The organism is Kitasatospora sp. NPDC008050 (genome assembly GCF_042957465.1).
Classification (GTDB): domain Bacteria; phylum Actinomycetota; class Actinomycetes; order Streptomycetales; family Streptomycetaceae; genus Kitasatospora.
Genome location: NZ_JBIBIJ010000003.1, coordinates 170480 through 183785, shown reverse-complemented (window position 1 = coordinate 183785; position 13306 = coordinate 170480). Strand labels below are relative to the sequence as shown.

General features: G+C 72.9%; 11 protein-coding genes. 9 read left to right on the top strand and 2 right to left on the bottom strand.

The annotated features are described in order from the left end of the window. Positions 1-63 precede the first annotated feature (63 nt). The 8 genes from ACFZB9_RS07705 to ACFZB9_RS07670 all read left to right on the top strand — a co-directional run bounded on the left by ACFZB9_RS07705 (position 64) and on the right by ACFZB9_RS07670 (position 9938). Positions 64-1935, top strand: a complete 1872-nt coding sequence (locus ACFZB9_RS07705) for a BTAD domain-containing putative transcriptional regulator (RefSeq protein WP_391444617.1) — start codon at positions 64-66, stop codon at positions 1933-1935. A 184-nt stretch (positions 1936-2119) separates the two neighbouring features. After that, on the top strand, positions 2120-4735 hold the full coding sequence (locus ACFZB9_RS07700) for a glycosyl hydrolase (protein ID WP_391445177.1): 2616 nt from the start codon (positions 2120-2122) through the stop codon (positions 4733-4735). Positions 4736-4881: 146 nt separating this feature from the next. Beyond that, positions 4882-5019: a hypothetical protein gene (locus tag ACFZB9_RS07695; protein WP_391444615.1), complete on the top strand. Its 138-nt coding sequence runs from the start codon at positions 4882-4884 to the stop codon at positions 5017-5019. A 273-nt stretch (positions 5020-5292) separates the two neighbouring features. After that, the gene (locus ACFZB9_RS07690; RefSeq protein WP_391444614.1) at positions 5293-6702 is read left to right on the top strand and encodes a ferric reductase-like transmembrane domain-containing protein; all 1410 of its coding nucleotides are present in this window, start codon (positions 5293-5295) and stop codon (positions 6700-6702) included. A gap of 24 nt (positions 6703-6726) precedes the next feature. Beyond that, the gene (locus tag ACFZB9_RS07685; RefSeq protein WP_391444612.1) at positions 6727-7245 is read left to right on the top strand and encodes an FMN-binding protein; all 519 of its coding nucleotides are present in this window, start codon (positions 6727-6729) and stop codon (positions 7243-7245) included. Positions 7246-7250: 5 nt separating this feature from the next. Beyond that, complete coding sequence (locus ACFZB9_RS07680; protein ID WP_391444610.1) at positions 7251-8084, top strand: FAD:protein FMN transferase; 834 nt, start codon at positions 7251-7253, stop codon at positions 8082-8084. 4 nt (positions 8085-8088) lie between these two features. Further along, positions 8089-8748, top strand: a complete 660-nt coding sequence (locus ACFZB9_RS07675; RefSeq protein ID WP_391444608.1) for a response regulator transcription factor — start codon at positions 8089-8091, stop codon at positions 8746-8748. Continuing rightward, on the top strand, positions 8745-9938 hold the full coding sequence (locus tag ACFZB9_RS07670; RefSeq protein WP_391444606.1) for a sensor histidine kinase: 1194 nt from the start codon (positions 8745-8747) through the stop codon (positions 9936-9938). Before ACFZB9_RS07675 ends, ACFZB9_RS07670 begins: the two co-directional genes overlap by 4 nt. A gap of 199 nt (positions 9939-10137) precedes the next feature. Here the strand turns inward: ACFZB9_RS07670 and ACFZB9_RS07665 are convergent, their stop codons facing one another. Then, a complete protein-coding gene (locus ACFZB9_RS07665; protein WP_391444604.1) occupies positions 10138-10992 on the bottom strand; it encodes a universal stress protein in 855 nt (284 codons plus the stop codon). A 224-nt stretch (positions 10993-11216) separates the two neighbouring features. After that, positions 11217-11657 (bottom strand): VOC family protein, encoded by a 441-nt coding sequence (locus tag ACFZB9_RS07660; RefSeq protein WP_391444603.1) that lies wholly within the window; start codon positions 11655-11657, stop codon positions 11217-11219. 330 nt (positions 11658-11987) lie between these two features. On the opposite strand from ACFZB9_RS07660, the gene ACFZB9_RS07655 reads away from it, so the two are divergent. Beyond that, complete coding sequence (locus ACFZB9_RS07655; RefSeq protein WP_391444601.1) at positions 11988-13190, top strand: alpha/beta hydrolase; 1203 nt, start codon at positions 11988-11990, stop codon at positions 13188-13190. The last annotated feature ends 116 nt before the right edge of the window (positions 13191-13306 follow it).

The following is a 13306-nucleotide window of genomic DNA, read 5'->3' as shown; positions in this document are numbered from 1 at the left end:
CGCGCGCCGGCCCCGACCCAGGGCCGGCCGCGCCGCCGTACCCGACCCCCGAAGGGAGATGTGATGCTGGACCACGCCGAGATGATGCACACGCTGCCTTCCCACAGCCATGCGATGGACCCCGCCGCCGTCCGGTTCCGCGTCCTGGGCGAGCTGTCGGTGGAGGTCGCAGGCCGGCCGCTCCCGCTCGGCCCGATCAAGCAGCGCCTGGTGCTCGGCGTGCTGCTCTGCCACCCCAACACCACCGTCTCCACCGACCTGTTGACCGAGGCGGTGTGGGGCGACGAGCCGCCGCGCTCGGCCCGCAAGAACCTCCAGGCGTACGTCAGCGCGCTGCGCAAGCTGCTCGGCGCGGCGGCGGGCCCCGACCGGCTGGTGCACCACGGCACCGGGTACGTGCTGCGGACGACCGCCCACGAGTCCGACCTGCTGCGCTTCGACGAGTTGGCCCGGGCCGGCCGCCGGGCCGCCCGGCTCGGCGCCGGCGCCCACGCCGCACGGCTGTTGCGCGAGGCGCTGGACCTGTGGACCGGCCCGCTGCTGGCCGACCTCGGCCACTGCGAGCTGGTCCGGTCCGAGGCGCACCGCCGGGCCGCCCGCCGACTGGCCGTCTACGAGGACTGGGCCGAGGCCGAGTTGGAGCTCGGCCGGGCGCCGGCGGTGGCCGAGGGCCTGAGCGAGGTCCTCGCCGCCCACCCGATGCGCGAGCGGCTCTGCGCGGCCCAGATGACGGCGCTGTACCGCTCCGGGCGACAGAGCGAGGCACTCGGCGTCTACGACGACCTGCGACAGCTGCTCGCCCGGCAGTTGGGCCTCCAGGTCGGCCCCGCGCTGGAGACGCTGTACCGCTCGATGCTGGACGGCCGCGCCGACCCGGGTCCGCGCCGTCCCGCCCCCGAGGGCGCCGCCCCGCGCCCGGCCGTCCCGCGCACGGTGCTGCCGGCCGACCTGCCGGACTTCACCGGCCGCCGTGACCTGACCCAGGAGCTGGTCGCGGCGCTCACCGGCCCGGCCCGCACGGCCGTGCTGAGCGGCACGGTCGGCGCCGGCAAGACCACCCTGGCCGTCCACGTCGCGCACCGCCTGCCGCACGAGTTCCCCGACGGACGACTGATCGTCAAGATGACCCGCGAGGACGGCGCACCGCGCCACCCGTGCTCGGTGCTGGCCGAACTGTGCCGGATCACCGGCCTGTCCGGCGCGGTGCCCGAGGACGAGGAGGAGGCCGCCGCGCTCTGGCGCTCCTGGCTGGCCTCCCGGCGACTGCTCCTGCTGCTGGACGACGCTCCCGACGAGGGCAGCATCCGTCACCTGCTGCCCGGTGCCGGCGCGAGCGCGGTCCTGGTCACCAGCCGCTCCCGGCTGGTCGGCCTGGGCCCGGTGCACCGCCTCGAACTGGGCCCGTACGCCCTCGGCGAGGCCGTCGAACTGCTCGGCCGGATCGCCGGCCCGGCCCGGGTCGCAGCCGACCGGGGCGTCGCCGAACGGATCGCCACCTCGCTCGGCCTGCTCCCGCTCGCGATCCGGGTCAGCGGCAGCAAGCTCGCCGTGCTGCGCCAGCTCTCGCTGACCGAGTACGCCGCCCGCCTCGACGGCAGCCCCGCCCTGCTCGACGAGCTGGCCGCCGGCGACCTCGCCGTCCGGGCCCGGCTGGCCGGCTGGTGGAGCGGCCTGCCCGAAGCGGCCCGGGCCGCCCTGCGCCGCCTCGGACGCCTGCCCGTACCGCTGTTCACCCTGGCCGAGGCGATGTCCGCGCTCGGCTGCGGCGAACAGGCCTCCCTGCGGGTCCTGGAATCCCTGATCGAACTGGGCGTGCTCGGCTGCCCCCTCGGCGAGGTCTGCGCCCACACCGCGCTCTACGAGGTCCCGCTGCTGGTCCACCTCTACGCCCGCGAACAGTCCGAGGCCGGCACCCCCACCCCCCTGGACCCATGACCGCCACCACCCGGGCCCGGCCCGACCGCTGTGGCAGGTCCTGAACAACGAATCGGTCAAAGTTTCGCCGACCGGTCGCCGACCCCGCCCTCGCCGTGATCGAGTCGCCCTCGCCGGTGCCGCCGGGCAGGAACTCCCCTGTGCCGCGGTGCCGGGAACGGTCAATGACGACTGGGAGGTTCTGTTGTCGGCACCACTGCGCACCAGGCGATGGCTCACGATCTGCGCCGTCGCCGCCACGCTGGGACTGGTCGGCTCACCGGCCGGCGCCACCCCGCTACATCCCCCACTGGTGCATCCGCAACCAGGCTCCACCATCAGGCCACTGGACAGTGGCAAGGGCGGCGACGACGGTGAGGCCGACGAGATCCAGGAGGGGGCGGACCAGCGTGCCGAGGCCCGCACATCTCCCGGCACCGTCGCACCCGGCGCCTTCGGGGCCGCCTGGAACGCGCTGCAGGCACTGCCGGACACCGGTGGCGACTGGAGGCACCTCACTGGCCTGCCCTACAACTCCGACGACCCCCGCTACCGTGACGTCTCCTCCAACTCCAGTGCGGGGATGGGCAATGTCACCGGCCGGATGGCGGCTGTGACAGCCGATGACTCCGGCCACGTCTACGCCGGCAGTGCCGGCGGCGGAGTCTGGCGTTCCTCGGTCGGCGGTGGCCAGTGGCAGCCGATCAGCGACCAGCTGCCCACCCAGGCCACCGGCGCCCTGGCGCTGGACGCCCGGGGCCGGCTCTGGCTCGGCACCGGTGAGGCGACCACCAGCTCGGACGCCTACCTCGGCAGCGGTGTCTACGTACTCGACCACCCCGCACAGGGCAGCTTCAGTGCGCGCAGCCGGGTCGGCGGCGGCGAACTGGACAGCACCACCATCCACGAACTGCGCTTCGGTGGTGACAAGGTCTGGGCCGCCACCAGCAAGGGCGTGTGGAGCCACTCCACGACGGACCTGCACGGTCCGTGGACCCTGGAGTACGCCCCCAACCCCGCCTACCTGCCGGGCGGGGCGCTCGCCAACGACCCGAGCGCCCCTTACAAGAACATCACCAACGACGTCGCGATCGACCCCCAGGACCCCACCAAGGTGGTCCTGGCCGTGGGCTGGCGCAGCGGCGACACCTACAACGGCTTCTACAGCAAGACAGCGGACGGCAGTTGGCAGCGGCTCGACTCTCTCGGTGACCTCCCCGCGGATGCCGCGGACGTCGGCGAGGTGACGTTCGCCCGCTCGGCCGACGGATCGCGCTACTACGCCATCGACCAGTCGCCCGCCCTCCAGGCGAACAACCCGGACAGCTCGCTGGACGGCATCTTCGTCTCCAAGTCCGGTTCCCCGACGGGGCCCTGGACCAGGATCGCGGACGACAAGAAGCTCGCCGCGGCCGGCTCCGCGCTCACCACGCCCGGGGACCTGCCGGGCCTGCAGTCCTGGTACGACCAGTCGCTCCAGGTCGACCCGACCAACCCCGAGCACGTCTACGCGGGCCTGGAGGAGGTGTTCGAGACCAGCGACGGCGGGTCGAACTGGAACACCGTCGGACCGTACTGGAACTTCAACTTCCCCTGCTGGAGCATCGATCCGACCAAGCAGAGCGGCAGCTGCCCGCAGACCACGCACCCCGACCAGCACGCGCTGGCGGTCGGCAGCTACCGCGGCAAGCCCTACCTCTTCGCCGGCAACGACGGCGGCGTCTACCGCCGCCCGCTGAACGGCTCGGTGGACGCCTCGGGCCACGGCACCGACTGGGCTTCGCTCAACGACGGCACCATCGACACCCTGCAGTACTACTCGGTCGGCGTCGGAAAGGACCTCGGCTACGGTGGTGTATCGGTCACCGGCGGCCTGCAGGACAACGGCCAGTCGATGCTGCGCGGCCGCGACACGGTCATGGGATCCAACTTCGGCGGTGACGGCGGCGACACGCTGACCGACCCGGCCAACGGCTGCGACATCGCCCAGGAGTACGTCTACCTGGCGATCAACGTCACCCAGAACTGCGCGGTCAACGACGGCAGTTACCTCACCGACCCGGGCAAGGCGACCACCTTCCCGGTCGCCCCGCCCGACAACGCCCTCGCCGGCGCCGGCGCACGCTTCGTCGCCCCACTCGCCGCCGACCAGCACAACGGTAGTCTCTGGATCGCCGGCGGCCGACACGTCTGGGTCCAGAACCAGGGCTACGCCATCCGCAGCTCCACCGCCTGGACCAGCGCCTTCGACCTCGGCGCCGGGCACGTCGCCACCGCGGTCGCCGCTTCCGGCGGCAAGGTCTACGCGGCCTGGTGCGGACCGTGCGACAGCCAGGGCTTCGCTCGCGGCATCGCCGTCGGCAACGCGGACGGCACCGGCTGGCAGCAGCTGAACCTGCCGGTCGACGCGACCGTACCCAACCGCTACCTCTCCGGCCTGGCCATCGACCCGGCCGATGCCGACCACGTCTACCTCACCGTCAACGGCTTCTCCCGCCAGTGGACGTCAGGACCAGGAGCGGGTGTCGGGCACGTCTTCGAGTCCAAGGACGCCGGAGCCCACTGGAGCGACATCTCCGCCAACCTGCCGGACGCCCCCGCTGACTCCCTGGTCGTCACCAAGGCCGGCGGCCTGGCCCTGGCCACCGACCTCGGCGTGCTCTACCGCGGCCCCGGCCGCACCACCTGGCAGCGCGTCGGCGAACTGCCGGCCGTCGCGGTGGACCAGCTCGAACTCGGCCCGGACGGGCGCCTCTACGCGGCCACCCACGGCCGCGGCCTGTGGTCCATCTCCCTGCGGGACTGCGGGGAACAGCAGTAGCCGCCCGGCGGTGCGGGGACAACCACCCCGCACCGCCGCCTCTTTCGGCAACCCCACCCTGCTCATCCACCACCACGTGGTCTCCTGGCTGGGCGTCACCTCCGGCAGCGAGGTCGACGTGGAACTCAGCCACTCCACCGACGGTGGTGACGTACTACTACTACCCGAACGCCTCCTGCACGGACTACGCCGGGCAGACCGTCACCCTGAAGTTCACCGGCACCGAGAACGCGTCCCTGCAGACCGGCTTCGTCATCGACGACACCGCGCTCAACGCCTCGTGACCGACACCGCACCATGATTCACGGGTCCTGACCCCAAGGGGGCTCCCCACCACCCGAGCGCAGGGGGAGCCCTCGGAGGGACCGGCCATCACTGTGCGCGTGCACCCGCAGGGCGCGGCCGGCGCGCGGCCGGAATCGACACCCGCTCGGTCCCGTCGGCTCTCCGCCTGCCGCGGCCCGTGGGCACGTGCGTGCCCACGGCTGTTACCGGCGTGTTATGCGGTGCCCGCGACAGTGGTGCTGCAAGATCCCGCAGACCGATGGGAGCCGCCGGTGTCCACCGTGAGCGCGCACTCCGCACGGCAGGCCCGCCACCGGGCCGGACCGCCCCCGCAACAGCCCGCACTGCTGCCGCCCGCCGGCCACTTCTGGTCCCGGGCGCTGCTGCTGGTCATCTGGGCCGGTGTGCCGGCCGTCCTGGCGCTCTGGTGGCAGAACACCATTCCCGGCTCGCTGCACGGCCCCGCCGACTACGTGACCGCTGCCGGGCGGCTGTCCGGCCTGCTGGCCGCCTACCTGCTGCTGGTCCTGGTCGCGCTGATGGCGCGCATCCCCTGGCTGGAGAACCGGGTCGGCTCCGACGTGGTGTCGCGCTACCACCGGGCGCTGGGCGAGTACAGCGTCGCCCTGGCGTCCGCCCACGCGCTGCTGATCGTCCTCGGCTACGCCTGGCAGTCCGGCACCAACCCGCTCTCCGAGACGGCCACCGTCGTGTTCGACTACCCGGACGTGCTGCTGGCCGCCGCCGCCCTGGCTCTCCTCGTCCTGGTGGGGGTCGTTTCGGCCCGCGCGGTGCGCCGCAAACTGCCCTACGAGACCTGGTACCACGTCCACCTGCTCGTCTACGCGGCCATCGCACTCGCCTTCGCCCACGAGTTCTCCGTCGGCGCGGACTTCTCCGCCTCCCCGCGCAACCGGCTGCTCTGGTCCGGCGCCCACATCGCGGTGGCCGCGGCCGTGCTCCTCTTCCGGGTCGTGCTGCCGCTGCGCCGCTCCCTGCGCCACCAGGTGCGGGTGGCCCACGTGGTCACCGAAGGGCCCGGCGTCGTGTCGGTCCACCTCACCGGACGCGGCCTGGACGAACTGGGCGCCCAGGCCGGCCAGTTCCTGCGCTGGCGCTTCCTGGCCCGAGGCTTGTGGTGGCAGTCTCACCCCTACTCGCTGTCCGCCGCCCCTGAGCGGGGCCGGTGGCGGATCACCGTGAAGGACCTCGGCGACTCCAGCGCCGCCCTGGGCCGCCTGCGCCCCGGCACCCGGGTCTGGTTCGAAGGCCCCTACGGCGCCTTCACCGAGCAGCGCCGCGACCGTGCCCGCAGGGTGCTGCTGATCGCCGGTGGCGCCGGAATCACCCCGATCCGCGCACTCTACGAGAGCCTGCCCGGCAGTGGCGCCGACGTCGTCCTGCTCTACCGCGTCTCGCGCGCGCAGGACCTCGTCCTCTACCGGGAGCTGGAGGACATCGCCCGCCGGCGCGGCTTCGGGCTCCACCCGCTGGTCGGACCGCGCGGCGGCCCCCAGGATGACCCGCTGTCCGCGGCACGGCTGCGCGAGACGGTGCCCGACGTCTCCCACCGGGACGTCTACGTGTGCGGGCCGGCCGGGATGGCGCAGGCGGCCCGGCGGGACCTGCGCCGCCTGGGAGTTCCCGCGCGGCGGATCCACAGCGAAGCGTTCGAGTTCTAGGCCGTGCCCAGGAGCGGAGGACCGATGTCCAAGACCACGACGGCGCTGTTCGCCACCTGTGCCGGCCTCGCCCTGGTCATCGGGGCCAAGGCCGAGTCGGCCGGCGCCCCGCACAGCGCGCTCGCCGCGACCTCGCGCCACCCGGGCGTGCCGTCCTCGGCGGCCGGCCCGGCGAACCCCGGCGCGCCCACCGGTGCCGCGCCGTCCGGTGCCGCGCCGTCGTCCGGCGGCACGAGCAGCCCGGCGCCGGGCTCCACCGCGGCCTCGCCGAGCGGGCGTTTCACCGGCAGCGTGGTCGACACCCGCTACGGTCCCGTCCAGGTCCAGGCCGACCTGACCGCCGGCAGGCTCACCGGCGTCACCGTGCTGCAGCAGACCACCGGCGGACACAGCTCGCAGATCGACTCCTACGCCCTGCCCCAGCTGAAGTCCGAAGCCCTGGCGGCGCAGAGCGCCGACATCGACGTCGTCTCGGGAGCGACCTACACCTCCGACGGATACGCGCAGTCGCTCCAAGCCGCCCTCGACGCGGCCCACGGGTGACCGTGATGCGCTCCGCCACCGACCGCGTCATGGGCACCGTCGTCTCGCTCGCCGCCCCCGACGCCACCGACCCCGCCCGCTTCCAGGCCGCGGCCACGGCGGTGTTCGCCCATCTCCGCCAGGTTGACCAGGTCTTCTCGCCGTTCCGGCCGGACAGCCCGATCAGCCGCATCCGCGACGGACACCTGCCGCTGGCCGACCTCGCCGGCCATCCCGACGGCGAGCGGATCCGCGAAGTGCTCGACCTGTGCGAGCGGTTCAGGCTGGAGAGCGACGGCGCGTTCGACGCCTGGGCGGTCGGCGACCCACCGCACTTCGACCCGTGCGGGGCGGTGAAGGGCTGGGCCACCGAGCGGGCCTCCGCGCTGGCCCTCGCACACGGCCTGCCACGGCACATCCTGAATGCCGGCGGCGACGTGCGCCTGCACGGTGGCCACGACCCCGCTCCCTGGCGGGTCGGCATCACCGACCCGCACCACCCGGGCACCCTCCTGACCGTGCTCCACCTGCGCGACGGCGCGGTGGCCACCTCCGGCACCGCCGAACGGGGCGCCCACGTCTTCGACCCGCGCACCGCACGCCCCGCCACCGGCCTCGCCCAGGTCACCGTGACCGGCCCCGAGCTCACGCTCGCCGACGGCTACGCCACCGCCGCCCTCGCCATGACCAGCGGCCCGCGCGGCCCGGCCGCCGCCCACGCCTGGCTGACCGGCCTCGCCCACGACACCGGGTACCAGGCACTGACCGTCGACCCGCGCGGCGCCACCTGGCACACCCCCGGCCTGGCCGACCTGCTCACCGCGGCTGCCACCCGCACGCCCACCTGCGCGAGAGGATGACCCCATGCGGATCCTTATCGTCGAGGACGAACAACGCCTGGCCGCGCGCATCGCCGAAGGCCTGCGCGACCAGGGCATGGCCGTGGACGTCAGCCACGACGGCGACGACGCCCTGTACAAGATCGACGTCAACGCCTCCTACGACGTCCTCGTCCTGGACCGTGACCTGCCCGGCATCCACGGCGACGAGGTCTGCCGGCGCCTGTCCGGCCGCGCCGACGCACCGATGATCCTCATGCTCACCGCCCTGTCCGACATCGGCGACCGCGTGGACGGCCTCAGCCTGGGCGCCGACGACTACCTCGGCAAGCCCTTCGCGTTCGCCGAACTCGTCCTGCGCATCAGGGCCCTGGCCCGCCGCGGCCGCTCCCACACCGCCCTGCTCACCCACGGCGACCTCACCATGGACACCCTGCGCCGCACCGTCCACCGCGCCGGGAACCCCATCCCCCTGACCACCAAGGAGTTCACCCTCCTCCAGGTGCTGCTCACCGCCGACGGAGCCGTCCTCAGCCAGGAGCAACTCCTGGAGCGGGCCTGGGACGAGCACGCCGACCCGTTCACCAACACCGTCCGCGTCACCGTCAACCGGCTGCGCCGCAAGCTCGGGCAGCCCGAGCTGGTGGAGACCGTCGTCGGCGCCGGCTACCGGATCACCCCGTGACCCGCCGCCTGCCCGCGCGCCCCGCCTGGCTCGGGCTGCCGCCGCTGACCATCCGTACCCGCCTCACCCTCACCTACGCCGCCCTGTTCACCGTCGGTGGCACCGCACTTCTGCTCGCCCTCACCTTCGCCTTCTACCACGCGATCTTCCGCCCGCTGCCGGCCGACCAGGTCCCCGGGCGCCTCGACCCCGACCACGACCACTTCATCGGCCTCAGCGACCAGATCCGCGACTCCGCCGCCTCCCACCTGCTGCGCGACGCGTTCCTGCTGCTTCTCGTCGTGGTCGCCGTCTCCGCCTTCCTCGGCTGGTGGGTCGCCGGGCGTCTGCTGCGCCCCATCGCCGCCATCACCGCCGCGGCCCGCCGAGCCGGCCAGGCCACCCTGCACGAGCGGCTGAACCTCGCCGGCCCGCGCGACGAACTCAAGGAACTCGGCGACACCTTCGACGCGATGCTGGAACGCCTCGACACCGCCTTCGCGGCCCAGCGCCGCTTCGTCGCCAACGCCAGCCACGAACTGCGCACCCCGCTGAGCGTCAGCCGTGCGGCCGCCGAGGTCACCCTCGCCAAACCCGCCCCCACCCAGGAGCAGTGGCGCACCATGGCGCGCGACGTCACCCAGGCCACCGAACGCGCCCAGCACCTCATCGAGGCCCTGCTCATCCTGGCCCGCTCCGAACAGCGCCTCACCGACCCCGAGGACGACGACCTCGCGGACATCACGGCCGAGGCCCTCGACCACACCGCCGGGCCCGCCCGGGCCCGCGCCCTGCACCTGGTCACCGACCTGCAGCCCGCACCCTTGCGCGGCAATCTCACGCTGCTCGGCATCGCGGTCACCAACCTGCTGGAGAACGCGGTCAAGTACAACGAGGATGCCGGTCTGCTCCAGGTGACCACCCGCACCGTCCACCACCCCGCCCACGCCCCGCACCCCGGCACCTGGGCCGAACTGGCCGTCACCAACGACGGAGCACCACTCGACCCCGCCACCGTGGACCAGCTCTTGGAACCCTTCCACCGTGGCGACCACACCCGTCTCGCCACGAGGGCGCCCACCCCTGACGGAGCCGGCCTGGGCCTGTCCATCGTCGACGCCGTCACCCACGCCCACCACGGCCACGTCACCGCGACCGCCCGCTCCGGCGGCGGGCTGACCGTCACCGTCCTGCTCCCCACGACACCCTGAGGACAGCAGTGCGGACCGGCCTGGAGAACACGAGGGCCGACCGGCCGGCCGGCCGGTCCGGTCAGCGCAGCCGGGCGTGCTCGCGCACGATCCGCCCCTCGCCCCGCGGACCACCTGCGGCCAGGGGGACGACAGACGGACCGGCCTGGTGCCGGACGCCGCGGATCACCGGATGCCGCGGATCACCGGACGCCGCGGATCAGGTGGGCACGACGGCGACCGGGCAGGTCGCGTGGAGGATGGTGGCCTGGCCTGTCGAGCCCAGACGGCCGAGCGGGCCGTGCGGCTCGTGGTGGCGACCCACCACGACCAGCTGGTGCTCGCGCGAGCGCGCGACCAACTCCCCGGCCGGGTGGGCCCGCACCGCTGTCCCGGTGACATCGACCTGCGGGAACCGCTCGCGCCAGCCGGCCAGCAGCCCGGTGACCAGCCGGTCCCGCTCCGCGGCGATGAGGCTCTCCTCGAAGACCGGAGGGGTGGCGTGCCCGGGCATCGAGATCAGCGGGTAGGACCAGGCGTGGACGGCGAGCAGTGGCAGGTTGTGCCGCTGGGCGAAGTCGAAGGCGAAGGCCAGCACGTCCGCGTCCCCGTCGTCGCCGTGGATGCCCGCGACCACTCCGCCCCGGCCGGGCCCGGTGCCGGCCGGCCGGACCACCACCACCGGACACGTGGCGCGTGCCGTGACGAAGAGACTGGTGGATCCCACCAGCAGCCCGGGGAACCCGCCCGACCCGCGCGCCCCCAACACCAGCAGGTCCGCGCTGTGCGCCGCCTCGGTCATCGCGTCGCGCAGCCGTCCGTCCGACAGTTCGATCGCGACCTCCATGTCGGGGTACTGCCGCATGGTCCGGGCGAGCACCTCGTTGAGCAGCTCCTCGCCCGTTTCCCTGCTCGGCGGTGATTCGCGGCCGTCGAGCGACCTCGCGGTCTCCTCGCTCCAGATGTGGCGGATGCTCAGCGGTCCGCCGCGCAGTGAAGCCTCCCGGGCCGCCCAGTCGAGCGCGTCCCTGCTGGCCTGTGACGAGTCCACGCCTACGATGACGGGCTTGCCCACCGTCGGCTCCCTTCGGTTGCGGAGGACGACGAACGTCCCCGCCCGGCTCTCAGGTCGGGCTGTCGGTTCGGGCCGCGCTCGCGGCTCCCAGCTCGCCTGGAGCACGCACATCGGGCCGGGGGCCGAGCGGATCCGGTCCGGGCGGAAGCCGCCGGTAGCGAGCAGGCGTTGCCGGTCGGCGGCGCAGCGCTCCCGCCCGCCGGGACGCCTGCGGCAGGCCGGCGTCAGCCGATCTGCTCGGCCAGCGCCACGATGACGCCTGCGGGGCCGCGCAGGTAGCAGAGCCGGAAGGCGCTCTCGAACTGCGTCACCTCGCCGAGGAGTTCGCCGCCGTGGGCGCGCAGGCGGGCGCAGGTGTCGTCGATGTCGTCGACCGCGAACATGACGCGGTGCAGGCCCAGCGTGTTGGGCGGCGGGTTCCGCGGCTCGGCGCCGACCGCCGCGGGGGAGTGGTACTTCGTCAGCTCCAGCTTGCTGTGGCCGTCCGGGGTCCGCATCATCGCGAGTTCGGACCGGACACCGTCGAGCCCCACGATGCGGTCCACCCACAGGCCCTCGACCTGGCCCGTACCCTCCAGCTCCAGGCCGAGTTCGGTGAAGAACGCGACGGCGGCATCCAGGTCCTCGACGACGATGGCGACGTTGTCCATCCGCTGAACGGTCATGCCCCCGAGCATAGGACGCTGACGAGCCCCAGCACGTGATGCACCGCCGGTCGACCTCTCCGCCGTCGGGCGCTGCCCCGAACAGCACTCCATGACATGCCATCAGACAAGCGCACCGCCAGGAAAGTTGACAACACCCTCCAGGTCCACAGGGGAGAGCGAAGAGTCCAGAATTCTCCTAGCCAAGTTGTCTGTACGCGGCTAATCTCCTCGCTACCGACCCGGTGGCCCGGCACCGATATTCTGCTCTGCTGCGGGGCTCACCGAGCCCGCCCCGCCCGGCGAGATCCGCAGGTTCAGTCGGGCTTCATCGAGAGAGGGAACGCGCCTGTGACGCCACGTCATTCGATCCGCCGCCTGCTGCTGCCCGCCCTGGCGAGCCTGCTGCTCGCGGCCTTCGCCGGCAGTGCCGCCTCAGCCGACCCCAGCACTCCGCCCGTGCTTTCGGACGGCTTCGGGCTGACCCAAGTCACCCCGAGCGATCCATCGCTGAACAGCCCGTACATTCCCGCCGCCACCGCTACCGACTTCACGATCACTGTGACCACACCCCAGGCGGCCAACGACCCCGGCAGCGTCGGGCACCACGTCCGGATCGTCCTGCCCGCCGACTACTACAGCAACCCGGGCAAGCGCTACCCGGTGCTGTATCTGCTGCACGGCTCCCCGGGTGACCCCTGCGACTACTTCAACAGTTCCTCCTTTCCCCAGTTCAACGCGCTGAAGAACACCTCAGGGATGATCACCGTCATACCTGACGGGGGCGCCCGCGGCTGGTACTCCAACTGGCGCGACCAGAGCACCGCGGCCGGTGCCCAGAACTGGGAGAACTTCGAAATCGATCAGGTGATCCCGTTCGTCGACGCGAACCTGCGCACCGTCGCGGACCGGCAGCACCGCGCCATCGCCGGCATCTCCATGGGCGGTTTCGGTGCCCTGCACCTCGCGCAGCTCCACCCTGACCTGTTCGGTCAGGTGGCGAGCCTGTCGGGCGACAACGACCTGTCGGAGAACGAGATGGTTCTGCGCGAGGTCGTCGTCGCCTCACTCATCGACGCGAAAGGGGCCCTTCCCGTCCTGTCGAGCGGCATCCTTCCCGGTGTCTCCGCCTGGAGCGCCTGCCACCCGACGAACGACCCCTACCAGCCCGCGGTCAGCAGCGACGCGCTGTTCGGCTCGCCGTACCCCTTGTCGATCACCCCGCCGTTCAACGACTCCCTGTGGAACGCCGCTGACCCCACCGAGCATGCTTCGGCGTTCGCGGGTATGGGCGTCTCCATCTACACCGGCAACGGCAACGGACCGTCAGGGGATGTCAGGGAGTGGTGGCTGGAGAGCTCGTCCCAGCACTTCGCCGCCGCCCTGACGAGCGCGGGTCAGACCCCGCACTTCGTGGACTACGGCGGTGGCGCCGGCTGGGGAGGGTGTGACGGCGGCCATGACACCACGTGTTGGGACCAGGATCTGGCCGACCTGATCCCGCGCCTGCAGCAGGCGTTCGCCGGCACAGGTGTCAACGGTCAGGCCGGCTGACCGCCCCGCCGGCGGAGGTGATCACCATCCACCGGCGGACACGAGAACACCGGACGGGGGCCGCCGCGTGGTGCGGCGGCCCCCGCCGGCTGGACGGCCAACCAGCCGTCCGGCCC

Coding starts and splice junctions, on each gene's coding strand:
- ACFZB9_RS07705 (WP_391444617.1), top strand. CDS start 64: ATGCTGGACCACGCCGAGATGATGCACACGCTGCCTTCCCACAGCCAT.
- ACFZB9_RS07675 (WP_391444608.1), top strand. CDS start 8,089: ATGCGGATCCTTATCGTCGAGGACGAACAACGCCTGGCCGCGCGCATC.
- ACFZB9_RS07660 (WP_391444603.1), bottom strand. CDS start 11,657: ATGACCGTTCAGCGGATGGACAACGTCGCCATCGTCGTCGAGGACCTG.
- ACFZB9_RS07680 (WP_391444610.1), top strand. CDS start 7,251: ATGCGCTCCGCCACCGACCGCGTCATGGGCACCGTCGTCTCGCTCGCC.
- ACFZB9_RS07685 (WP_391444612.1), top strand. CDS start 6,727: ATGTCCAAGACCACGACGGCGCTGTTCGCCACCTGTGCCGGCCTCGCC.